General features: G+C 40.6%; 18 protein-coding genes and 1 tRNA gene. 6 read left to right on the forward strand and 13 right to left on the reverse strand.

Annotation, left to right across the window (positions count from 1 at the left end; all coding sequences use genetic code 11):
- The first annotated feature begins 213 nt into the window (after positions 1-213).
- Entirely contained in the window at positions 214-2694 is a 2481-nt protein-coding gene (locus KK487_RS11945) for a PilZ domain-containing protein (RefSeq protein ID WP_215521783.1), read from the forward strand.
- On the opposite strand, the gene serB is transcribed toward KK487_RS11945, so the two are convergent.
- The gene (gene serB, locus KK487_RS11950; protein WP_215521784.1) at positions 2691-3716 is read right to left on the reverse strand and encodes a phosphoserine phosphatase SerB; all 1026 of its coding nucleotides are present in this window, start codon (positions 3714-3716) and stop codon (positions 2691-2693) included. The two genes, KK487_RS11945 and serB, sit on opposite strands and share 4 nt — an antisense overlap.
- A 142-nt stretch (positions 3717-3858) precedes the next feature.
- Between serB and KK487_RS11955 the strand changes: the two genes are divergently transcribed.
- Positions 3859-4479, forward strand: coding sequence for an AhpA/YtjB family protein (locus KK487_RS11955; RefSeq protein ID WP_013465696.1), 621 nt, complete (start codon positions 3859-3861; stop codon positions 4477-4479).
- Here the strand turns inward: KK487_RS11955 and KK487_RS11960 are convergent.
- From KK487_RS11960 to prfC, 4 genes are all read right to left on the reverse strand, one after another.
- Positions 4446-5213, reverse strand: coding sequence for a TatD family hydrolase (locus tag KK487_RS11960; RefSeq protein WP_215521785.1), 768 nt, complete (start codon positions 5211-5213; stop codon positions 4446-4448). The genes KK487_RS11955 and KK487_RS11960 overlap by 34 nt on opposite strands.
- A gap of 12 nt (positions 5214-5225) precedes the next feature.
- On the reverse strand, positions 5226-5864 hold the full coding sequence (gene pdxH, locus KK487_RS11965; protein WP_024602100.1) for a pyridoxamine 5'-phosphate oxidase: 639 nt from the start codon (positions 5862-5864) through the stop codon (positions 5226-5228).
- Between the two features lie 512 nt (positions 5865-6376).
- Positions 6377-8119 carry an arginine--tRNA ligase gene (argS, locus tag KK487_RS11970; RefSeq protein ID WP_028833914.1) on the reverse strand — a complete coding sequence of 581 codons (1743 nt, stop codon included), beginning with the start codon at positions 8117-8119 and terminating at the stop codon, positions 6377-6379.
- A 62-nt stretch (positions 8120-8181) separates the two neighbouring features.
- A complete protein-coding gene (gene prfC, locus KK487_RS11975; protein WP_028833913.1) occupies positions 8182-9771 on the reverse strand; it encodes a peptide chain release factor 3 in 1590 nt (529 codons plus the stop codon).
- 347 nt (positions 9772-10118) lie between these two features.
- Between prfC and KK487_RS11980 the strand changes: the two genes are divergently transcribed.
- Entirely contained in the window at positions 10119-12776 is a 2658-nt protein-coding gene (locus KK487_RS11980) for an ATP-binding protein (protein ID WP_024602103.1), read from the forward strand.
- 3 nt (positions 12777-12779) lie between these two features.
- Here KK487_RS11980 and rimI read toward each other — a convergent pair whose 3' ends face one another.
- From rimI to guaB, 5 genes are all read right to left on the reverse strand, one after another.
- A complete protein-coding gene (gene rimI / locus KK487_RS11985) occupies positions 12780-13244 on the reverse strand; it encodes a ribosomal protein S18-alanine N-acetyltransferase (RefSeq protein WP_010387705.1) in 465 nt (154 codons plus the stop codon).
- Entirely contained in the window at positions 13231-13515 is a 285-nt protein-coding gene (locus KK487_RS11990; protein ID WP_024602105.1) for a hypothetical protein, read from the reverse strand. The genes rimI and KK487_RS11990 overlap by 14 nt, the downstream gene beginning before the upstream one ends.
- A gap of 64 nt (positions 13516-13579) precedes the next feature.
- A tRNA-Trp gene (locus KK487_RS11995) sits at positions 13580-13656 on the reverse strand.
- A 145-nt stretch (positions 13657-13801) separates the two neighbouring features.
- Complete coding sequence (guaA, locus tag KK487_RS12000; RefSeq protein ID WP_215521786.1) at positions 13802-15379, reverse strand: glutamine-hydrolyzing GMP synthase; 1578 nt, start codon at positions 15377-15379, stop codon at positions 13802-13804.
- A gap of 104 nt (positions 15380-15483) precedes the next feature.
- Positions 15484-16953: an IMP dehydrogenase gene (gene guaB, locus KK487_RS12005; RefSeq protein WP_008110278.1), complete on the reverse strand. Its 1470-nt coding sequence runs from the start codon at positions 16951-16953 to the stop codon at positions 15484-15486.
- Positions 16954-17087: 134 nt separating this feature from the next.
- Between guaB and xseA the strand changes: the two genes are divergently transcribed.
- Positions 17088-18422: an exodeoxyribonuclease VII large subunit gene (gene xseA / locus KK487_RS12010; protein ID WP_215521787.1), complete on the forward strand. Its 1335-nt coding sequence runs from the start codon at positions 17088-17090 to the stop codon at positions 18420-18422.
- Between the two features lie 15 nt (positions 18423-18437).
- On the opposite strand, the gene KK487_RS12015 is transcribed toward xseA, so the two are convergent.
- Together KK487_RS12015 and cysE are read right to left on the reverse strand one after the other, a co-directional pair.
- Positions 18438-19082 (reverse strand): hypothetical protein, encoded by a 645-nt coding sequence (locus KK487_RS12015; RefSeq protein WP_215521788.1) that lies wholly within the window; start codon positions 19080-19082, stop codon positions 18438-18440.
- Between the two features lie 17 nt (positions 19083-19099).
- A complete protein-coding gene (gene cysE / locus KK487_RS12020) occupies positions 19100-19918 on the reverse strand; it encodes a serine O-acetyltransferase (RefSeq protein WP_010387694.1) in 819 nt (272 codons plus the stop codon).
- Between the two features lie 326 nt (positions 19919-20244).
- Here cysE and KK487_RS12025 point away from each other — a divergent pair, with 326 nt between their 5' ends.
- Both KK487_RS12025 and KK487_RS12030 read left to right on the forward strand, forming a co-directional pair.
- The gene (locus KK487_RS12025) at positions 20245-20652 is read left to right on the forward strand and encodes a hypothetical protein (protein ID WP_215521789.1); all 408 of its coding nucleotides are present in this window, start codon (positions 20245-20247) and stop codon (positions 20650-20652) included.
- 1 nt (position 20653) lies between these two features.
- On the forward strand, positions 20654-20968 hold the full coding sequence (locus KK487_RS12030; protein WP_075169747.1) for a helix-turn-helix transcriptional regulator: 315 nt from the start codon (positions 20654-20656) through the stop codon (positions 20966-20968).
- Between the two features lie 75 nt (positions 20969-21043).
- Here the strand turns inward: KK487_RS12030 and KK487_RS12035 are convergent, their stop codons facing one another.
- Entirely contained in the window at positions 21044-23926 is a 2883-nt protein-coding gene (locus KK487_RS12035) for a M16 family metallopeptidase (protein WP_215521790.1), read from the reverse strand.
- Positions 23927-24034 lie beyond the last annotated feature (108 nt).

Consider the following 24034-nt stretch of genomic DNA (forward strand, 5'->3'; position numbering starts at 1 on the left):
TTTAACCTGCTTTAGGGCATGCTTCTTGCTTTAAAAAGCTAATAAAAACATGCCAATTAATTGGCTCATAACGAATAACAATAAACACAAAGTATAGTTACGCATAATATCGTGGTCGCATTTAACCACTTTTCGATATTAGATTTATTTAATTCTCTAATAAATGATTGCAACAGTATACCTACTTTTAAATTAGACGGTGATGATTTATAAATGGCTGAAGACGTATTGCTCAAGCATGAAGCGCTTGTAAATGAATTAAAACAGTATTTGGGAAATGCTAAGTTTGATCTCATTTTCAAGTCAAAAACCGCCGAGTTAAGCAAACCCGAGCAGTTTTTAATAAAAATGGAAATGTCGCGTTTATCTCAGCCGATAGACCGCTTTATTGATCTGCGTGGCTCAGTAACCGGCCAAGTAAAACCATATGAGCATAACGGTAAACAACACTTTATGGATGACACCGCCATTGAAGTATTCGAAGCATCAATAAAACAACATAAAGGCTACACCCTTGCCGTGTACGAAGCGGTGATGAATACCGAAAATAATTATCGTGTATTACAGCAAAAATCAACGACCACCCCAGCTAAAATAATTGAACCATTACCCGAACTAACCACCGATGTAATTAAGTTTGCGGCTTATGAAAGTCGTAGCGAAGAGCGAATGAATTACTCAATTAAAATTACTATTGAGTACGATGAGCAAACAAAAATTGAAGCAAGTACTTCTGATATTTCACTCAGTGGCTGTAAAATTAAGTTGGCATCCCGCTATAACTTAAAAAAAGGTCAGCTTATTGTTATGCACTTAGTTGGCCTTGAACAAGATTTTGAGCTTGGGTTGAAAAATGGGATTGAATACGAAGTGGTTGCGATAGAAAACACCTCGGATGAATTTAATCATATTCGCTTAAAACGCACATTTAAAGAAAACAACACCGCGTTTGACCATTTTTTAGAAAGCTTTATTCACGGCAATAAACGCCGCTACAAAGTGAACTTAGATAACACCCTCGATGCAGTTATTTCTAAAGGATACGAGCAATATTACATTCCAAGGGTCAATTCGCTATACGTTTTTATAAGTCAAAAAAACGGTGTTTATTATCCAAGCTTAAGTTTAACTACAGAAAACAGCCTGTTTATTCAGCGTTACTTTACCGATGAGCGCAAAGTATCTTGCCTATACAGTGTGTTAAACCATAAGCGTATTCGTAACTTGGCACTAAAACCTGTTGCTGTAAAAGAGGAATATTTATATACCTTTACCCATGTCTCTGCAGGAAAAATTTACTACTATTCAGCCACTCGTTCAGAGCTTGAGCAACATGCACAATTAAAAGCGTTATTTTTTGGTTTTGGTAGCCGAAGAGACAGTTGGCGCTGCTTTAAATTACAATTGATGCCAAGCCATACTGAAGATGCTTATATTCCTTTATCTTTACCTAACTCTTTGGGTAAGGATATTGAGAAACTTAATAAACCGCCTTCACCACGTGTTGAAGGCGCCATAAAAGACGTAAAATATTTAATGCTACTTACTCAAGTAGGTAATAAGCATGAACAACAGCATTATCAACAGTATGAATTTGATAAAGCCTTGGCCAATAAATTGAAATTGTTTGGCCACAGTAAGCATGCATCACCGCCGGAGCTAAATACCGTGCCGTTAGAGTACGTGAACCTTCGTTCTAATAAGCGTTACCTTTATAAAACCAGCGTCGTTATTAACACCCGTGACTCAGTACTGCATGGCCATACTCGGGACTTTTCAGTCTTTGGTTTACAGCTAGAGTGTAATCAAGAAGTAAACTTTAAAAAAGGCGATATCGTGTCGCTGTCATTCCCCGATTTACAAAAAATCACCAAAAGTTATTCATTAAGTCTTATTCAATATGAAGTAATGGCGGTGAGTAAATCGTTAACCACGATTAATTTAAAAGCACATGTAGAGAAAAAGTCGCCTCATACTGGGGTCGATTTTTTTACTCTTTTAATTAACAGCAATAAACAAAAATTAAAAATAGCAGAAGAGTCACCTAAAGTACCTGGGCTTTCTACAGCACTTAGAAATATGGTAACCAAAACACTTTGCCAGTTCCCAATATACTTACATAAATCAATGGCTCACTTTGAAATTGGCGCCATGGGATTTGGTTTATATCCAAGCCCTCTGCATGTTATTTTACAAAATTTTTCACTGCTAAATACTAAAACAGACTTATCAAATATTATTACTAAAGCGCACATTGCTGATGTGATCACCCCGAATATTAAAGAGCGCTCTCGCCAAGACTCGCCATTAGAATTTAGTTTGGTGATTAACTTCGATCCTAAAAAAGAAAATATAGCCGATGCAATTACCAGTCAGTGTATTTTAGGCACCGACTGCAGCGAGTTTAAACAGCAAGTAAGTAAAGGGCTGAAGTCTGAGCTGGTTTTTATAATGCGTTTATATATTTCACGTACTGGTCGACTCGATACTGACTACTTAGCAAATGAGCTAAAATACGTTAGCCAATACGCAATTCACAAGGCTAAAGACTTAGAGGATGCCTTGTGGTCAGTATCGGGAGTTGGCGATATTATTGATGTAAGTGACGAAGCCCTTGTACATTTATCGCTCAACCAACAACAGGTTGAGCAAATGTCTAGGCGAAAACTAATTTGGTTAAACCGTTTACGTTAACCCTGTGATGGATTTAGCGGAACCGCCAACATATACAGCAATTGTAATAACGAGCCTTGGCAAATAGCCGCTTGGGCTTGTTCAACTACTTTAGGTTTGCCATGCACAGCAACGCCTAATCCTGCTTGAGCCATCATTTTTAAATCATTTGCGCCATCACCAATGGCAACAGTTTGCGTTTTTTCAAGGCCTAGTTTTTGTTGGAGCGATTCTAAAATAACCGCTTTTTGCTCAGCATCAACAATGCCTCCTAACACCTTACCTGTTAGTTTATCGTCTTTAAATTCCAATACATTGGCATGCACTTCATCTAAATTAATCAGCTCTTGTACACGCTCTGCAAACGGCACAAACCCGCCTGATGCAATGGCTAAATACCATTGGTGGTGCTTTAAAATTTGGCACAACGCTTTAATACCCGGCATTAAAGGCAGTGCACTTTTTAGATCATCAATTAAGCTTTTTTCAATCCCTTTTAACTTGGCAACGCGTTGGTTTAAACTCTCACTAAAATCAAGCTTACCTGCCATTGCCTGCGCGGTCACACTGGCAACCTCGTCATATACATTGGCTAAACGCGCAATTTCATCAATGCACTCAATAGTAATGGCTGTTGAATCCATATCCATTACCAATAATCCTGGTTTTTTTAAATCAGGGGGATTGGTTACTTGCACTAACTGACACGCCAAGGTATTTGCAAAAGTTTGAAGTTCAAGTGGGTTTATTGCCTGCTCTGCATTTTCTATATAAAAACATAATGCCGGAGATAACCCTAAATCTGGCTGGTATTGGCACATTGCTGTCACATTTTGCTGATGAGTGGCAAAAAATTCAATCATGCTATTGATATGCGCCATACTAAAATCGCCTGCAAATGCGATACTAAAAAGCCCTCGTTCTCTGCTTGGAATTGTATTTAAAGGTGCAAATACGCCCTTTTGATAGCTGAACCATTTATTTAGGGTAAGTTGTGATAATGGTTGCTCAGCGCTGTGCTGTGCCATGTTCGCGTTCGACATGGGATCTCCGTTTATATTTCCTGACATTTAGCGCATTGATGATAAGGATATAAGATACAAAATTCGCCATCAGGGTGGATTTAAGGTTATAGTGTAGTTGTAACATCAAATCAAAATGCTGTCAGCAGCATATACGGTGACTATGAAAAATAACCATCTTAAAAATCCACTTACAGCCTCGCAAAAAAAGCGTTTAGTCCGTTTGCTATTGGCCGCTGGCTGCTTTGTATTATTAAGCTGGGTGGGTATAAATAGTAGCTTTCAAAGTCATCAACTGCTTTACGATAATGCCAATAGCGCAGCTAAATCTCTCACTCAGTTTATGGCACTGAATGCTAAAAATCCGCTGATAGAAAAAAACAAGCAGCAACTGACCACCTTATGCAACAATATCAGTAAAGATGAATTTGTACTCTCGGCCACTATTTATGACAAACAAGGTGTGGTACTTGCGAGCAGTGATAATTGGCAATCGCATCATGTATATGGCTTATTACCTGACTCATCACCGGGTATTAGTAAGTTAAAAACGCCTTTTGTTGAGCAAGTTATTTCAGACGACAACCGCCCGATTGGCTTTGTATCTATTACCTATTTAACCCGTGCTGCGGTATCGGCTAGCCATAATCATTTTCATGATTTAGGTCGCCAGGTGCTACTTATGTTAGTGATTGCCTGTATTTTTACTTGGCAATTAGGCCGAGGATTAAAGCGCTGGCAAGTAAATCGTTATATACAAAAAACGTCTGAGCATGAATCATAAAGCTGCTCAGCTAATTGAAATTTATCGCTATTTGGTTTTAAACCATAAAGCGCATCAAATACGTTAGGAATATGCAGTGGGGTATTTACCTCCCCTTGATAGCCACTTAGCGGCATTGAAGGTGAGTCTGTCTCAAGCACTAACTGCTGCGGCTCAAGCTTTGCTATAACCGCACGTGTTTTAGCTGCACGCTCGTAAGTTATAACCCCACCGACTCCAAGTTTAAAACCCTGCTTTATATAATAGTGCGCTTGTTGAATTGAGCCTGAAAAAGCATGGATCACACCGCCGTTTTTTGGCCTACAACGCTTAAACGACTGCGCAATTAAATCATGGCTTTGCCTGTGATGAACAATTAGCGGTAAATCAAGCTCATTAGCAAGCGCTATTTGCTGCTCAAACAAAAATGTTTGTTTTTCAAGATTGGAAATACTGCGATCGAGCCCGCACTCACCAATAGCCACCAGCTGTGTTTTATTTGCTTTAGCAAAATTAAATAATGACTCTAAATGTGATTGTTGGTGTTGCTCTAAAAAATAAGGATGCAGCCCTGCCGCTATGCTGACTTGTGGGTAGGTTGCTTTAAACTCTAGTAGGTTTTGAGATTGCGCCAAGCTAATACCTGGCACAATAAATTGGCTAACGCCCTTTGCTACACAGGCATTAATAAGTGATTCGCGGTTTGCATCAAACTCACTAAAATCAAGATGGCAATGCGAATCTATAAACTTCAAAAAACTAGCCCACTACGGATTTAAGCGCGTTATTTGCCAGCTATTATCGGCCTGACGCTGATACATAAAGCGATCATGTAGACGATGAGCTCCGCCTTGCCAAAACTCGATTTTTTGCGGCACAACACAATATCCGCCCCAAAAATCAGGGAGTGGTATTTCACCTTTGGCAAACTTGTTTTTCATATTGGCAAAGGTTTCCATTAACACTTTGCGCGACGACACCGGGCGGCTTTGTTGCGACGCCCAAGCGGCTAATTGACTTTCTTTTGGACGTGATAAAAAGTACTTAGCCACGGCAGACGTTGGAAGCGGCTGCGCCTCACCATATACAATTACTTGGCGCTCCATGTGGTGCCATGGAAAGTGCAAGGAAATTTTATTATTGCCTTTAAGCTCTTGTGCTTTTCGTGAACCGGTATTAGTAAAAAACACAAAACCGTTATCATCTAAATGCTTTAGCAGCACAATACGCTGTGAAGGCTGACCGGTGTCATCAACCGTAGCGACCACCATTGCTGTAGGGTCGGGCAAGTTACTAGCAACAGCGTGCTCAAGCCAGGTTTCAAACTGCTTAAACGGATCATCAAGCAAGTTGTCTTCACTGAGCGCATCTTGCAGGTATTCACGACGAATATCTTCGAGTTTCATATCAAATCCTTCTAAAGAGCTATGAGCTATCAGCTATCAGCTATCAGCTATCAGCTATCAGCTATCAGCTATCAGCTATCAGCTATCAGCTATCAGCTACAAAATTGGTGAACATACCGAACAGTGTCAATATAAATCTAACACCTAAACCTAAAATTATCTGTAAGTCTAGGAGTGCTAGCAAGGCGGTAAAACTATTTATGCATAGGAGCATACGGTTTGTATGTGACTTAGGCTAAATAGTTTTACCAACGCAGCTAAAGCGAACTACACGCAGCAGACGTTCACCTAAGTAGTTTAGTCTAAGATAAGGCGGACACTCGACTTATCCCTGTGAGCATATGTAGTTGTATGTGATTAGGGTCAACTATTTAGTGCCAAGCTTCGCATCTGCAAGTGTAGAAGTGCTGACAAGGCGAAGTGCTTTTTTATGCCAAGGAGCATACGTTTTTGTATGTGACTTAGGCTAAAAAAGCACGACAACGCAGTCAAAGCGAACTACACGCAGCAGATTACATTTGCTCCATGACTTCGATGCCTAACAAATCTAAACCCGTTTTTAACGTATCTGCCACTAAATTACACAACACTAAACGACTATCACGAACACTTGGCTCTACGCCCTCTTTAAGTACTGGGCAAGCTTCATAGAATGTCATGTATAAACTGGCTAGTTCGTATAAGTAACCACATAATACGTGCGGTGTGGCTTCATTGATCATCAGATCAAGGACTTCTTCTAACTGTAATAATTTAAGCGCGAGGGTTTTCTCTTGCGGCTCAATAATACTTACATCGGCTTTTAAGCTTGCAGCATCAACGCCAGATTTACGGAAAATGCTGCGAACACGCGTATAAGCATATTGTAAGTAAGGGGCTGTTGCGCCTTCAAAGCTTAGCATGCTGTCCCAGTTGAAGATGTAATCGCTGGTACGATGCTTAGAAAGGTCAGCATATTTAACCGCGCCAATACCCACTTTACGAGCAATTTCACTACGATCTTCGTCAGATAAATCTGATTCACGCTCAGCCAATTTAGCTGCTGCGCGAGTAATTGACTCTTCAAGTAAATCAGCTAATTTAACCGTACCGCCTGTACGGGTTTTAAATGGTTTGCCATCAGCGCCCATCATGGTGCCAAATGGGCAAAACTCGTAACTAGTTTCATCGCGTAACAAACCGGCTTTACGCGCAGTTAGCTCCACTTGATTAAAGTGAAGACTCTGGCGCGCATCAACAAAGATTAAAATACGCTCAGCGCCTAGCTTGTTTGAACGGTAATCACACGCCGCTAAATCAGTGGTTGCATATAAGAAGCCGCCACCTGATTTTTGCACGATAAACGCTGAAGGTTCACCGTCTTTATTTGCCAGCTCATCTAAAAATACCACTTGTGCGCCTTGCGACTCTACTGCAATATTTTTATCTTTTAATAAGCTTATAATATCGTTAAGTTCACTGTTGTATGCACTTTCAGCCATAATGTCGGCAGGTGTTAGTGTTACATTTAAACGCTTGTATACTTCTTCAGAATGCTTAACTGAAGTGGCAATAAATAGTTTCCACAGTTTTTCACAGTGTGCGTCGCCACCTTGCAGTTTAACTACGTAATTTCGCGCTTTATCGGCAAAGCCTTCTTCGTCATCAAAACGCTTTTTCGCATCGCGGTAAAAGGTTTCTAAATCAGCAAGCGCAACAGTATCTAAATCAACACCTTGGTTAATTTGATCTTCTAAATGCGCAATTAGCATACCAAACTGTGTGCCCCAATCACCCATGTGATTTTGACGAACAACGGTATCGCCTCTAAATTCAAGCGCACGTACTACGGCATCACCAATAATAGTTGAGCGTAAGTGACCTACGTGCATTTCTTTTGCAAGGTTAGGCGATGAGTAATCAACCACTACTTTTTGTGGTTTGGCGTGCTCATTTACGGCAAGTTTTGCGTGGTTATTAGCAGCTTGTACGCTTTGAGCTAAAAACTCCGGCTTTAAGTGAATATTAATAAAACCAGGGCCAGCAATTTCCGTTTTTTCGGCAATGTCGCTTACATCTAACTGATCAATAATTTTTTGCGCCAATTCACGCGGGTTACTTTTCATTTTTTTAGCTGCGCCCATCGCGCCATTAATTTGGTAATCACCAAACTGTGGGCGAGTGCTTTGGGTAACCGCTGGGTTAGTATCTTCTGGTAGGCCTGCGGCGGTCATAGCGGCAATGGCTTTTTCTACTAAAATAGTACGAATATTCATAATATTATTTACCTTTATAAGCCCGCCAAAGCAGGCTTTGTGTTAATTCTAGAGGCTAAGTGCTAGTTTTCACGCGTGTGATTAAATGTCACTTCAGGGTAACGCTCTGTCGACAAGTTAAGATTTACACGACTCGGCGCGATGTAAGTTAAATTATCGCCACCATCAAGTGCTAAGTTGCTTTCGCACTTACGTTTAAATTCTTCAAACTTTTTAACATCATCACAGCTAACCCAACGGGCTGTATTTACATTCACGCTTTCGTAAATTGCATCAACGTTATATTCAGCTTTTAAACGCGCTACCACCACGTCAAACTGCAATACACCTACCGCACCTACAATTAAGTCATTATTAATTAATGGTCTGAATACTTGTACTGCGCCCTCTTCTGAAAGCTGTACCAGTCCTTTTAATAGCTGTTTTTGTTTTAATGGATCGCGCAGACGAATACGGCGGAATAATTCAGGGGCGAAGTTTGGAATACCGCTGAACTTAATTTTTTCGCCTTGGGTAAAGGTATCACCAATTTGAATCGTACCGTGGTTATGTAAACCAATAATATCACCAGCGTAAGCATCAGCTGCACGCTCACGATCGCCCGCCATAAAGGTTACCGCATCAGAAATACTCACTTGTTTACCTATACGCACATGATTCATTTTCATGCCTTGGCTGTATTTACCCGACACAATACGCATAAAGGCAATACGGTCACGGTGTTTTGGATCCATGTTGGCCTGAATTTTAAATACAAACCCAGTGAAGTTTTCTTCTGTGGCTACAACTTGGCGGTCTTCTGTTTCACGAGGTAAAGGCGTTGGCGCCCATTCAGTCAGTCCATCTAGAACATGATCTACACCAAAGTTACCAAGTGCAGTACCAAAGTATACAGGCGATAACTCACCCGCTAAGAACAGATCTAAATCAAACTCGTGTGATGCACCAATAACCAGCTCTAACTCGTCACGTAACTGGGCTGCAAGTTCATCACCAATCGCTTGGTCAAGCTCTGGGTTATCAAGTCCTTTAATGCTACGCACTTCTTGAATAGTATGGCCTTGGCCTGTTTTGTATAAAATAGTTTCTTCGTTATGGATATGATAAACACCTTTAAATTCTTTACCACAGCCAATAGGCCACGTAATAGGTGCACAGGCAATATTTAGCTCTGTTTCTACTTCGTCGAGTAGTTCCATTGGGTCGCGAATATCACGGTCACATTTATTCATAAAGGTAACAATCGGCGTGGTGCGCAGACGTGTTACTTCCATTAACTTACGGGTACGTTCTTCTACACCTTTGGCGGCATCTATCACCATTAAACACGAATCTACCGCGGTTAATGTACGGTAAGTATCTTCAGAGAAGTCTTCGTGTCCTGGAGTATCAAGTAAATTAACTAACGCATTGTTATATGGAAATTGCATTACTGAGGTAGTCACAGAAATACCACGCTCTTTTTCCATTTCCATCCAATCAGACTTAGCATGCTGATTAGAGCCACGCCCTTTTACTGTTCCGGCTTTTTGAATTGCTTGTCCGAATAACAATACTTTTTCTGTGATAGTGGTTTTACCCGCATCCGGATGCGAGATGATCGCAAAGGTACGGCGTTTATTAATTTCGCTAAGGAGATTTTGGTCTGCCATTAAAAAGGTTCTTTTAGTTGATATACGGATGTATTTGTATTTTAGTATGCTGAGCTTTCAAGGCTAAAAACAAGCTAACCTAGAAAGCGCAACATACCCCAACAAGAACCCAAATTAGCTCTTGTGACGCTATCCGTTAAGTTAATCGTAATTGAAGACTATTTTCGCTGATCTTGGCTTTATAAACAATCAATGGTTGGTTATTAACGGATCTTTTTTAAGTTTGGTGTTTTCAGCGATTATTAACAATAACGCTATAAATTGCCCACTAACTTAACACCAAGCTTGAGTAATGGTTCTGTAAATCATATTATTGTTCGATTACATGGAGGATTTGATGTTGGGTAATGAAAACCAGTAAGCTAAGTATTCGATTATTATGGTATATAACTCCACTGGTTATACTGCCGTTGTTATTTTTAGGTGGGTTTACGCTCACTAATGTAACTAACTCTACGCAAAAACAAGCTGACTTGATCATGAGTCGCTTTGTAGAGCAACAACAGCAAAAAGTATTTAACTATATAGACTCTTTTCATGCAACGGCTAAGTTACTCTCTGCCTCACCGGTACTAAGTGACTTTTTAGCTAAAGATTTATTTGAAGACGCCAGCTATACCTATCGCCTTGGCGCGTTAATGGATGTATTTGCCAGTTACAGTGAAGCCTACCCTGATATTATTAGTATTAATTTAGTCTCAAAAACCGGTGAAAGTGATGCCTATTACTCCAGTAATTTAACTGTCGCGCCAAAGTCTTATCCGTTTTTTGACCAAGTCATACAAAGCAATTTAAGCCAGCAGCAGTTTATGGTGCAAAAAGAAGACGGCACCACCAACTTATATTTTGTGCAACGCATATACAGCGTTGACTACTATTTAAAACGCCCACAACAACTTGGTTTTATTGTCCTTAAGGTCGAACCTTCGATTTTAAACACCAGTATTTTAGAAGCCCCTTATAACAATACCTTAAATTTACTGCTCGCCAATGATGGTAAAATTTTATTTAGCTCTGATTACAAAATGCGTGGCCACTATGTTAGTGAGTATGAACTTAATAAAATTAATGACCTAGCTGATATTGGCAGCTTATCAACCATTGAGCTTTCGAGCGTTGATAAAATAGAACGATTGATTTTCGCAGCCCAAATGAGTGGCGGCTACTATTATGTGTCGACCATCCCTAAAGCGGTACTGTATCAATCAGGTAAAGCAATTAGTGTCATCACTGGGCTAATTGTAATTATTTCTGTGATCACCCTACCGATCTTAATTTTTATTGTGGTGCGCAATTTACTGCTTAACCCAATTGAATTACTAGGTGAAGCAAGTCATCGCGTTGGTGATGGCGATCTTTCAGTCACACTGCCTGCTTATACAACCGATGAGGTAGGCATACTGTTTAACGACTTTAATCACATGATTAACCAAATTAAGCATTATCAAGAGCAGCTAGAAGAATATAAGCATCACTTAGAAGACAAAGTAGAGAGCCGTACTAAGGCACTTGAATCAATGAATAGTAAGCTTGAAACAGCCATCGCTCAAGCAGAGCAAGCAAACCAGCTTAAGAGTCGTTTTTTAGCCAATATGAGCCATGAAATTCGCACTCCACTCACTGCCATTATGGGTTTTACCGAGCAACTACTGCATAGCGATAAGAAAACAAACGATAAACATCATTTAGGCACTATTCTTCGTAATTCAAAACATTTATTAGAGCTTATTAATAACATCCTCGATTTATCAAAAATTGAAGCCGAAAAACTCGCTGTTGAGCAAACGCCATTAAATGTTGTGCAGCTTATTCATGATGTTGAATCAATCATTAAACCTTTAGCACAAGAGAAGCAGCTTTCATTTACAATTAATTATTCGCTACCTTTGCCGCATACGATAAATAGTGACGTTACTCGTTTAAAACAAATACTGATTAATATTGCCAGTAATGCAGTTAAATTTACTGAGCAAGGCCAAGTAACAATTACGGCAAAGTTTCAAGCACCAAAAATTCTTACATTTATAGTTGAAGACACCGGTATAGGCATGTCGGCAAACCAAATAAGTCGATTATTTACGCCATTTGAACAAGCTGATGCCACAACCACACGCCGATTTGGTGGTACAGGATTAGGGCTATGTATTTCAAAAAACTTGGCTCAGCTGCTCGGTGGCGATGTCAGCGTAACCAGTGAAGTGGGTGTGGGTAGTTGCTTTACTATCGATATAGATTGCCATTTAGGTAATGGGCTTAGTAGTAACCTGCTTTTGACTGAACACTCTCAGCTATCACCCGAAAAAGACCCGCAACTTTCTTTTGCAACCAATAACTTTGATGCGCATATTTTAGTGGCAGAAGATAACCCCGATAATCAGTTGCTGATAAAATTACTCCTTCAAACATGGGGGTTAGAGCCTGATATAGCCAATAATGGCGCACAAGCAGTAGAAATGGCACTAGTGAACGACTACCAGCTTATAATCATGGATATGCAAATGCCGGTTATGGGCGGCTTAGAAGCAACTAAAATGCTCAGAGATGCCGCCTACGATGGCCCAATTATCGCCCTAACCGCAAATGTCATGAACCATGATATAGATACTTACCTTGAAGCAGGCTGTAACAAAGCGCTTGGTAAACCCATTGATAAAGACGCACTAGAAAATGTATTAGTCAGCTATTTACACCTTGAACGCGATAATCAAAATAAGTGGGATAGCTTATTAAAAAGTGAGAAATTTCAGCAAATAAATGCTAATTATTTGGCAAGTTTACCTGATTACTTAAAGCAGATAAAAACCCTTTATAACAACCAAGATTGCGAAACACTACGCGCACTTGCCCACAGTATTAAGGGCAGTGCCGGTTGTTTTAACTTTGATGATATTTACCATAGCGCATCAGCGCTTGAGCAAAGTTTAAAAGGCAATGATATGACTCAAAGAGAAAAACGCGTTGTAGAACTCATTACAGCAATAGAACAAGCCATCGCTAATAAGTAATCATTAAAAATTTAAACCCAGTGCCATGCCCATTAAAATCGCATCTTCAAAGCCATTTTTATTTGGCGCATCGCTGGGGTAATAATTTTTACGTACTGACATTTCAATAAAGCCCGCACGCTCATACAAAGCAATCGCCCGCGTATTAGACTCTCTCACTTCTAAAAATAAGTTTTCGGCACTGTGTTGCTCGCCGTACGCTATAAACTGCGTTAATAACTGCTTAGCAAATCCTTGTCCCTGAAAGCTCGGGGCGACACAAATATCCATTAAGGTAAAATCGGGCCCTGCTTTTTCACCAATGTAAAAGCCTATCATTTGCTCGTCTTTGAACGCAGCTAAATTGAAATAACGCCCCTGCAAACACGACTGCATGGTTTTTAACGTCCAAGGGTGTGTATGGCAGGCATTTTCAATAGCCATCAGCTCATTGATATTCTCATCGGTAACCGACTTAAAGTGTATCAAGGTGTTCACTCATTAAAGCCCATAACGCACGTTTTTGCGCACAGGTTAGATTAGAATCAGGCAGGCCTAATTGTTGCTCACTAAACTCAATGGTTGATGATTTAACAATCTTGTTTATTGTTACAGGCGCAAAGGCACGCTCAATATCATCTTTTAATGTATCACAGAGAATTAACGATGAAGTCGCTGACAACTCAGCTTGAGCTGGGCGAAAGTGTTGATTAAGTTCAAGCTTTTCTATACCAAAAACAGATGCGTAACGTGAATGCATAACAACTCGATGGATTAGTAAGATGAATAATATAGGAAGTAATCAAAACGATGTAAAGAAGAAATGGCAGGGGCGGAGAGATTCGAACTCCCAACCGTCGGTTTTGGAGACCGCTGTTCTACCAATTGGAACTACGCCCCTGCAATGACGATGAATTATAAAGACCTTTTGACAAAGGTAAAGTAAAAATTCAACTTTTCGGTTTGTTTGCTTTTTAAATAAACAAAACGGCGAATTAGCATGCTAATTCGCCGTTAGTTATTACGAAATTACAGTAACGGGAGGATTACTCCCACTCGATAGTGGCAGGTGGTTTACCTGAAATATCGTAAACAACACGTGAGATACCGTCGATTTCATTAATGATACGGTTTGAAACCACTCCTAAGAATTCATACGGTAAATGTGACCAACGGGCAGTCATAAAGTCGATGGTTTCTACACAACGAAGTGAAACAACCCAATCGTACTTACGTGCATCACCCATAACCCCTACCGACTTAACCGGTAAGAATACAGTAAACGCTTGGCTTACTTTATGGTAAAGCTCTGCTTTGTGAAGCTCTTCAATGAAGATAGCATCTGCGCGGCGAAGTAAATCACAGTACTCTTTTTTGATTTCGCCAAGTACACGCACACCTAAACCTGGCCCTGGGAATGGGTGACGGTAAAGCATATCGTACGGTAAACCTAGCTCTAAACCAATTTTACGTACTTCATCTTTAAATAACTCACGTAATGGCTCTACTAAGCCCATTTGCATGTCATCTGGTAAGCCGCCCACATTATGATGCGATTTAATCACGTGTGCTTTACCAGTCGCTGATGCCGCTGATTCGATTACGTCAGGGTAAATTGTACCTTGGCCTAACCATTTCGCGTTTTTAAGCTTTTTAGCTTGCTCATCAAATACATTAATAAACGTGTGGCCAATAGCTTTACGCTTATCTTCAGGATCTGATTTACCTGCTAAGTCATTTAAAAATTGATCTTCGGCATCTACTTTGACGATGTTTAAGCCAAACTTATTGCCAAACATATCCATAACTTGCTGGCCTTCGTTTAAACGAAGTAGCCCATTATCAACAAATACACAGGTTAGTCGCTCACCAATAGCACGGTGAATAAGCATAGCTACAACCGATGAATCTACACCGCCTGATAAGCCTAAAATAACTTCGTCGTCACCTACAGTTTCTTTGATACGCTCAATAGCATCATCAATGATTTTTGCTGGCGTCCATAATTTTTCACAGCCACAAATATCAATAGCAAAACGCTCTAATAAGCGTTGACCTTGATGTGTGTGTGTTACTTCTGGGTGAAATTGTACGCCGTAAAAGCGTTTTTCTTCGTTAGACATTGCCGCATGTGGGCAAGTAGATGTTTTAGCAGTGGTTTTAAACGTATCTGGAATTTCCATTACTTTATCGCCGTGGCTCATCCACACATCTAGTACGCCATTGCCGCCATCAGTAATATGATCTTCAATGGCATCAAATAATGCACAGTTACCCACTTTTTCAACTTTTGCGTAACCAAATTCTTTTTTATCTGAGCTATGTACACGGCCGCCAAGCTGCGTTGCCATAGTTTGCATACCGTAACAAATACCAAGTACTGGAACGCCTGCATTAAATACATACTCAGGAGCACGTGGGCTGTTTTCAAGCGTAGTTGATTCTGGGCCACCTGAAAGGATAATACCTTGTGGGTTAAACTCGCGAATTTGCTCTTCGGTTACATCCCAAGCCCAAAGCTCACAGTAAACACCAATTTCGCGTACGCGACGGGCGATTAACTGCGTGTATTGTGAACCAAAATCTAAAATGAGGATTCGTGAATCGTGAATGTCTTTGCTCATGAAGTATCTCGTAAAGTCAGGTGCTAAACGCCACCAGCTTAAGCTGTGTGACTATATTAGGGCTAACAAAGGTTAGCCCACTTATTTCAAGTTGTTAAGGCTGATTAGCCTAAACGGTAGTTCGGTGCTTCTTTAGTGATTTGCACATCATGAACATGCGACTCACCCATACCAGCAGAAGTTACACGTACAAACTGTGGTTTAGTGTTTAGCTCTTCGATTGTGGCACAACCGGTTAAGCCCATTGCACTGCGAAGACCACCAACTTGTTGGTGAATAATGGTTGCAATTGGCCCTTTATAAGCAACACGACCTTCAATACCTTCTGGTACTAACTTGTCAGCTTGGTTTGATTTTTGGAAGTAGCGATCCGATGAACCTTCTTTTTGATCCATCGCACCTAGGCTACCCATACCACGGTAAGATTTGTAGTAGCGACCTTGATAAAGTTCAACTTCACCTGGTGCTTCTTCAGTACCCGCGAGCATAGAGCCAACCATTACACACGATGCACCCGCAACCAATGCTTTTACAATATCACCAGAAAAACGAATACCGCCATCGGCAATCACTGGAATATCGCGACCTTTAAGGCCTTCAACCGCATCTGAAATGGCTGTTATTTGTGGTACACCACAACCAGTAACAATACGTGTAGTACAAATAGAACCTGGGCCGATACCTACTTTAACAGCATCAACACCGGCATCTGCAAGCGCAATGGCCCCTTCTGCTGTTGCTACATTACCTGCAACAATCTGTAAATCTGGGTAAGCTTGACGAGTCGCTGCAACACGGTCAATAACACCTTGAGAGTGACCATGAGAAGTATCGATTAGAAGTACATCAACACCGGCTTCAACTAATGCAGCAATACGCTCATCAGTGCCCGCGCCAACACCTACCGCAGCACCTACACGTAAACGACCTTGTTCGTCTTTACATGCATCTGGTTTGTCTTGTGCTTTTTGGTAATCTTTTACGGTGATCATGCCTTTAAGTTTAAACGCATCATCAACCACAAGAATCTTTTCAATGCGATGTTCGTGCATTAAGCTTAAGATATCTTCGCGAGCCGTTCCCTCTTTAACCGTTACTAGGTTTTCTTTTTTCGTCATCACTGTTGAAACCGGCTGTTCAAGCTTAGTTTCAAAGCGCATATCACGACTAGTTACAATACCTACTAGGTTATTTTCGCTATCGGTGACCGGAAAACCTGAGAATCCCTTTTCCTGAGACAATTCAACAGCATCTGCAATAGTCAGATCGGCCGTTACTGTAACAGGGTATGAAACAATACCTGCTTCATAGGTTTTAACTTTACGAACATTTTTCGCTTGTTCTGCAATGGTCATGTTTTTATGAATAAAACCAAGACCACCTTCCTGCGCGAGGGCAATAGCTAAACGAGCTTCTGTAACAGTATCCATAGATGCTGAAATGAGCGGCAAGTTAAGTTTGATACCACGCGTTAAGCGAGTTGAAATATTTGCCGTATGTGGCAAAACAGTAGAATGACCAGGTACTAAAAGTACGTCATCAAAGGTAAGAGCTTCTTTAGCGATTCTAAGCATTTTGGCAACTTCTCACATGTGGATCTAAGATAAGGAATTGCGGCCAAATTTTAACAGCGTTGTAGGCACTAGTAAATAATATTTTGTATTTATTTATGATAAGCTAGATTTATAAATGTTTTTTGGTAGTTTTTATGTTTTCTAAGCCCTCGCAAACGGTTTATACCGTATCTCGCCTTAATCGTGAAATACGTGCCTTACTTGAACAAGGTTTTGCGTCTTTAGTACTCACTGGTGAAATTTCTAACTTTATTGCGCCTGCTTCTGGGCATTGGTATTTTTCGTTAAAAGACGATAAAGCGCAAATTAAAGCCGCCATGTGGCGAGGCAATAATCGCAACCAAAGTTACCGACCAATTAACGGCGCACAAGTAACCGTTAAAGCACGTGTATCTTTGTACGAACCCCGTGGTGACTACCAGCTTATTGTTGAACATATGGAGCCTGCAGGCGAAGGGCAACTTAAGCAAGAGTTTGACGCGCTAAAAATGCGTTTGGCTGCAGAGGGCTTATTTAGCTCCGCTTATAAAAAACCCCTACCCCAAAACATTAATCGCATAGGGGTGATCACCTCACCTACAGGCGCCGCAATCAAAGATATTTTAACTGTTTTAAAGCGTCGTGCGCCGCAATTAGAAGTGGTTATTTACCCTGCGATGGTGCAAGGCAAAGAAGCGCATGGCCATTTAATCAAGCAAATAGAGCTGGCAAATTTACGTAATGAGGTCGATGTTATCATACTCGGGCGCGGTGGTGGTTCATTAGAGGATTTATGGTGCTTTAACCATGAACACCTTGCTCGCGCTATTTATCAAAGCGCACTACCCATTGTGAGCGCTGTTGGCCATGAAATAGATACCACAATTAGCGATTATGTTGCTGATGTACGCGCAGCAACTCCTTCTGCAGCCGCAGAGCTCGTAAGCCCCAATACACAAGAGCTACATAATAGGGTTAATCAGTTAATTAATCGTTTAGCGAATGCATTTAAACACGACATTGCCGATAAACGCGCACTAGCCATACAATTGCAGCATCGCCTTAATTTATGCCACCCGCGCAATCAGCTAAACCAAAAATCACAACGCTTAGATGAGTTGAGTATTGCACTGCAACAGGCAATGCGTCAGCGTTTATATCAACAAGAACGCGTGTTAGCTAATTTAACACCCAGACTAATGCGCCAATCACCAGATAAAAAGCTAGCAAATGCAAACCATCAGTTAGCACAGCTCCATGCAAGGCTAAATCAAGCGATGCAGCAGCAACTACAACACGCAAATAATACGCTTGCCTTACAAGCAAGTCGGCTTGATTCGGTCAGCCCCCTTAATGTATTAGCGCGTGGTTATAGCATAACGAAAACAGCGCAAAATAAAGTGGTTAAATCAGTGGAAGATGTAAAAGTGGGTGATGTGTTGATCACTGAGTTAGTAGATGGCCAGGTTATTTCAAAGGTAGAAGCTTAGCCATATTGCTAAGCGCTAGCCTTGCGTACTTACGGTAAACTCAATACGGGCATCGTTAGATTGAGATGCACTGAGTGTAAATTGCTGCCACCAAGGTTCAAGGTGAAGCTTATCGTTTAGCTCGCGCCATAATTTAGCTCCATAATTAACGGCATGTTGATTTATGGTAAGCTCAAACTTACAAATTGTTTGCTTACACTTTAGCGCTGTAAGCTCAGCGCTATCTGCAAACTCATTAATAATTAAAAAGTCAGTTAACGCGACTTCAAGCTCGTAACTCCATTCGAGATTATCAGCCTCTTGCTCAAACTGTATTGCGAGCTCATCATCAAGCTCTACACTTTCTAATTGATTTAACTTTAGCTGTTGTTGAGACTGCTTAAGCTGGATTGATTTTTTTTCAAGCCGCTGATTAAGCTCAACCACATGTTGTGCTAGCTGAGTTTGTTGATCAGCCACTTGGGCTTTATTGACCTGCACTAGGCCTTGCAAAGTAGTTGGCTGATTATTGACTTGAGTGTTAGCCGAAGAGATTACAGCTTGTTTGGGCGCTGAGGAAACACGAGTGGAATCTTTAAAAAACAAAAAGTAACCACTTGCTAACGCCACGCCTGAAGAAAAACAGAGCAGCATAGCCACAAAGTTACTTTTATATATCATTTCTAGGTACTCAAAAATTAAAGCATTGCACTGGTGTGCGATTCGTTTTCTGGCTCGGGATATTCTAAAAAGTTTTGGTTCATACTTTCTGCCGGGCACTCACAATCAGGGCGACCAATAATTTTTGCAGGTACGCCAACAGCAGTTGTGTGAGGCGGCACAGGGCTTAATACCACTGAACCTGCGCCAATACGTGCGCCCTCGCCCACTTCAATATTACCCAACACTTTAGCGCCCGCGCCAATAAGTACGCCCGCTCTGATTTTAGGGTGGCGATCGCCTTGCTCGTTACCCGTACCACCTAATGTAACCGATTGTAATATAGATACATTATCTTCAATTACGGCGGTTTCACCTATAACAATACCGGTGGCATGGTCAAACATGATGCCTTGGCCTACTTTACAAGCAGGGTGAATATCAACCCCAAACACCTCTGAGGTACGACTTTGAATAAAGCGCGCAAGCTCTTTACGGTTTTGTTGCCATAAGCAGTTAGCTAAGCGGTGTGCTTGTATCGCGTGAAACCCTTTTAAATTTAAAATCACAGTAAGGTAGGTTTCGGCCGCAGGGTCACGATCTTTTACTGCTTTAATATCATGAGCAACATGTGTCAGCATGCGGTCACACTTTACAAAAGCTTGGTCAAACAGCTCACGGATTGTAAAAGCAGAAACCACAGCATCAGCTAGCTTGTTAGCAACAATAAAACTCAATGCCGACCCTAAGCACTCATGATTTAAAATACACGAATACACATGGCTCGCTAAAAGGGGTTCACGAGTTACTACTTCATTTGCTTCACTACGAAGCTGTTGCCAAATTTCATGACGCATAATACTGCCTTAAGTTATTACAAAGAGCCTACCGCCAATTCTAACGGATTTAGCCGCCTAGGTGTTAATCCCTTCGTTATTTGTTCTGGTTATTATATATAACTAGTTAAATTTCATTTTTAGACTACTTTTTCAAAGCCATACTATATGACAGCTAGGCAGGTTTAACCATTTGTGCAAAAATAAAATAAGTTAATAAAAATCAGTAAATAACAACATATGACAGCACGTGTGTCATGTGCCAAAATAGCCACTGGCGTACTGCTGACGGCGTAAAAAATAATAATAAACGCTAAATTAGCATCATCAACTCAACAAGGATAACGATGATGAAAAACGACATATTAAATACAAAAAAATTAGGCTATAAATTTTACTTTCAAGATGGCGATAACCAAATAGCCTGTTTTGGAAGCTACTTTACAGGTAAAGAAGAAGTCTATATTAACGATGACTTAGTTAGCAGCAGGCGCAGTGTTAATATAAAAAGCTCACACACATTTGATTTTGAAAATTCGCAGTACCAAGTGAAATTTGACATGCTCAATATACTCACAGGACGACTTGAGTGCACTCTATACAAAGATCAAGAAGTGCTTGCCAAGCAAGTTCAAAGTAGTCTTCCTAGCGATCCTAAAAAAGCGGCTTTTTTTATTCTAGGCTGCGCGTTAGGTGGTGCAGTATTTGGCTATACCACTGCAACAGCCGTAGAGCTAATTGTAGGGAAACTTTAACATGCAATTAAACCCTACAACGGTAAAGTCGCTCAGGCACACATTCGATTGGACACAACAACAGCTTGCCGATGCCTGCGATGTAAGCTTGCGAACCATTCAACGAGTAGAAAAAGAAGGTGCAGCCTCAAAAGAAACCACCATGGCCTTATGTGCGGTATTTGAAGTACGCCAAGGTGAGCTTATTAAGCTTGATGAAAACAACCAAAATGATGCCAATAACAGTCCATCTAAAAGTTTTATTGCTGGTTTAGTCATTAGCTCTGTTATTAGTTTTGCTCTTGGTGCAGCCTCAGTACTTTTAGTAAGTAACTAGTATTTACAACCTAAAATATAAAAATGCCCCAATGCTTACTGCACAGGGGCATTTTTTAATACTTAAAAACTTTAATTATTGAAATACTTTATCCACCTTTACTACTTCAATATTTTTTGCAGGAATTGCCAGTTTATAATCAGCAATTACCTTATCTTCAGCCACTAACTCGGCAGGCTTATCGGTGTTATACACCATAGGCGAGGTTTGCATAGTTGCTAAACGTTTTTGCATATCTTCACCATCACCGGTAACAAACACATAGTGAATATTCTCAGTTTGTAGGTTATCTTTAATCACTCGATTTACATCGTCAACAGTCAATGTTTTCAGTTTGCTTGTGACGTAGTTTACAAAACTATCGGTGTTATAAAACTCGCTATCTAGCGCATAACCTAACTGGCGATTTTGACTAGCAACCATTTGTGGCACAAAGTTAATTAAAAAGTTACGTGTGGCTTCAAAATCGGCCTCAGTCATACCATTTTTAATCAACTTATCCAGCTCAAATAATGCGGTACGGGTTGCAAAGTGCGCATCGTTGTTTGAGCGCAGTGGACGCAGCCACACCTGGAATATTTGCTCAGAGCGCCCTAAGTTTGCATCTGGCTTAGTTTGAAACATACCACGAGGGAAGTATTCAATGTAGGCGTAATCACCGTAATTCATGCCACGCGTTTGACGAATACGTTCGTACAAGTAACTGTTAGAACTGCGATGCTCACCAAAGTACGAGCGCACTAACCACAATGCGGTCCAGTCTTCGCTGCTACGAATGGTATCAATAGGGAACCCGAACGACACAGCCGTTGATTGCGCTGACTTTTCAACAATCGTTGCATGATGACCTTTAAGTACTGGCGCATCAGGGATTGTTAAGCGACTTTGCTCACCTTTAGGGAGCGTCGCTAAATCAGTTAACATTTGTGCTTTGAGTTTTTCAGGCACGGCACCAATTAAACCCACAGTAAGTTTAGCTTGTGTAAGTTCAGCATTATAAAACGCTTTAACATCATCAAGGGTCAGCGCTTCTAAGTCAGATAAGTCACCGTAGTTATAGCTTTCATAAGGGTGGCCTTTATAAAGCACACTGTAGAGGACTTCTTTACCCAACTCTTCATCATTAGAGGCTCTTAAACCCGATTTAATGCCATCGATCATTTCTTTTTTCAGACGCTTAAAGTCATCTTCTCTAAAGCCTGGGTTTAGCAGCTGCTCACTCACTAAGGCATACCACTGAGCTGCATTATCTTTATGAATACGCCCTTGGAACGACAGCATTTCTTTATCTATTTGATAACCAAAGCTACCCGCCAGCGGGTACATTGCCTTTTTAATATCTTTGTAACTCATTGAGGTTGAGCCACCTTGCGCCAGCATTGCGGCAGTGAGCGCTGCAACCCCTTTTTTACCCTGCGGATCAGCAGCGGCACCGGTATTAAATAATAAATTAATATCGATTAACGGCGAGCTATTAGTTTTATCCAGCACCTTAAAGATAGGTTTACTCGGTGCTTGCTGATATTTTGCTACCAAGGCATTTAAGTCGCTTTCTTGTTCAAAACCTGGGGCTTTATCAAGTGCCGACATAGTAATTGTGGTGCGAGCATTATCAACAAAGTACTTATTGGCAACGGCTCTAATATCTTCGCTAGTGATATTGTCTGCCGATTTATACAGTTGGTTAATTACCTCAGGATCGCGCTCAAAATGCATATAGCTGGCAAGTGTAGAGGCAATTGCTTGCGACGAATCTAAACCATTTATAAAGCTGTATTTAAGGTTAGACTTTAAATCGCTAAGTTTTTGGCTATCAACCAACTCGGTACGCGCTTTGGCATACGTACGGTTTATAGCATCACGCACTGTGGCTAAATCATCGGCATTTTCAACTTTTACAAATACATGCAGTAACCCTGGATCTTTAGTTTCTGGGTTATAAGTAAACATTTGACTCGCGATTTGCTTTTCAACTACCAGTTCTTGGTAAATATCTGAATTGCTCGAAAAATAAAGCTGCGACAGTAAATCTAATGCGGCTCTGTCTTTTTTCTGAGGCTCCCATGCAGCCCCTTTATACGACACAAGTAACCAATGGCCAGGTAATCCCTCGTTTTGCTCATGCACATATTTTGGCGCTTGCTGAGTTGGCTCTTTTGGAATATCAGCAACATAGTCGCCTTTTTGCCAATTACCCCAGTGTTTTTTAACCATCGCCATGGTCTCTTTTGGATCAACATCACCAACAATCACAAGCGATACATATTCAGGCTTATAAAACTTATCAAAAAATTCTTTACCGTAGGCCATTTGATCTGGCATGGCTTCAATATCTTCAAAAAAGCCCATAGTAGTGTGTTTATAGGTATGTTTATCGAACGCTTCTTGGCGTACCGCACTTAATAATTTACGAATTGGACTGGCGTTATTTTTTAAGTACTCGCCTTTAACGGTAAGCGCTTCGGTTCTAAATTGTTCTTCGGTGTAGCTTAAGTTTTGAAAAATATCAGCTTCAATTTCAAGTACTTTATCAAGATGCTGTTTTGAAAAATTTAAGTGGTAGTTAGTGTAATCGTTAGTTGTGTAGGCGCGGTTATCAACTCCAGAATTTTTTAAAATATCTGAATACACATCTTGCGGAAACTTTTCAGACCCTTTAAACATCATGTGTTCAAAAAAGTGAGCAAAACCAGTTTTACCTGCTTCCACTTCATTACGCGAGCCAACAGATACAGGTATTTGTAGCGATACTACATCTGGGTAATCGGTTTTAACTACCATCACACGTAGGCCGTTATCTAGCTCTTCTATTAGGTAATCTTGTGAAAAAACACGCTCATCTGCTTTATTAACTTGTTCTTGTTGAGCTGCTGTTTGCGTGTTTTGACTTTGCTGCATAGCACAACCTGTTAAGGCCAGCGATACCGCTAGGCTAGTTGCCAATAATTTAAATTTCATTGTTATCCCTTTTTAAATTGAGCAATTTTTAAAACATTTACCAAACTAAGTATGCCGTAAAGTAATTAAATATAAGAGCCCTAAGCCTATTAATTATGTAAACAACTG

It is taken from the genome of Pseudoalteromonas sp. SiA1, from assembly GCF_018732205.1.
In the GTDB taxonomy this organism is placed as follows: Bacteria; Pseudomonadota; Gammaproteobacteria; order Enterobacterales; family Alteromonadaceae; genus Pseudoalteromonas; species Pseudoalteromonas tetraodonis.

Bases quoted from the DNA above. Each gene is read 5' to 3' on its own strand.
- KK487_RS12015 (WP_215521788.1), bottom strand. From the start codon at position 19,082: ATGATATATAAAAGTAACTTTGTGGCTATGCTGCTCTGTTTTTCTTCA.
- serB (WP_215521784.1), bottom strand. From the start codon at position 3,716: ATGTCGAACGCGAACATGGCACAGCACAGCGCTGAGCAACCATTATCA.
- guaA (WP_215521786.1), bottom strand. From the start codon at position 15,379: ATGAGCAAAGACATTCACGATTCACGAATCCTCATTTTAGATTTTGGT.
- KK487_RS12035 (WP_215521790.1), bottom strand. From the start codon at position 23,926: ATGAAATTTAAATTATTGGCAACTAGCCTAGCGGTATCGCTGGCCTTA.
- guaB (WP_008110278.1), bottom strand. From the start codon at position 16,953: ATGCTTAGAATCGCTAAAGAAGCTCTTACCTTTGATGACGTACTTTTA.
- KK487_RS11955 (WP_013465696.1), top strand. From the start codon at position 3,859: ATGAAAAATAACCATCTTAAAAATCCACTTACAGCCTCGCAAAAAAAG.
- cysE (WP_010387694.1), bottom strand. From the start codon at position 19,918: ATGCGTCATGAAATTTGGCAACAGCTTCGTAGTGAAGCAAATGAAGTA.
- KK487_RS11980 (WP_024602103.1), top strand. From the start codon at position 10,119: ATGAAAACCAGTAAGCTAAGTATTCGATTATTATGGTATATAACTCCA.
- KK487_RS11945 (WP_215521783.1), top strand. From the start codon at position 214: ATGGCTGAAGACGTATTGCTCAAGCATGAAGCGCTTGTAAATGAATTA.
- KK487_RS12025 (WP_215521789.1), top strand. From the start codon at position 20,245: ATGATGAAAAACGACATATTAAATACAAAAAAATTAGGCTATAAATTT.
- KK487_RS11990 (WP_024602105.1), bottom strand. From the start codon at position 13,515: ATGCATTCACGTTACGCATCTGTTTTTGGTATAGAAAAGCTTGAACTT.
- prfC (WP_028833913.1), bottom strand. From the start codon at position 9,771: ATGGCAGACCAAAATCTCCTTAGCGAAATTAATAAACGCCGTACCTTT.
- argS (WP_028833914.1), bottom strand. From the start codon at position 8,119: ATGAATATTCGTACTATTTTAGTAGAAAAAGCCATTGCCGCTATGACC.
- pdxH (WP_024602100.1), bottom strand. From the start codon at position 5,864: ATGAAACTCGAAGATATTCGTCGTGAATACCTGCAAGATGCGCTCAGT.
- xseA (WP_215521787.1), top strand. From the start codon at position 17,088: ATGTTTTCTAAGCCCTCGCAAACGGTTTATACCGTATCTCGCCTTAAT.
- KK487_RS12030 (WP_075169747.1), top strand. From the start codon at position 20,654: ATGCAATTAAACCCTACAACGGTAAAGTCGCTCAGGCACACATTCGAT.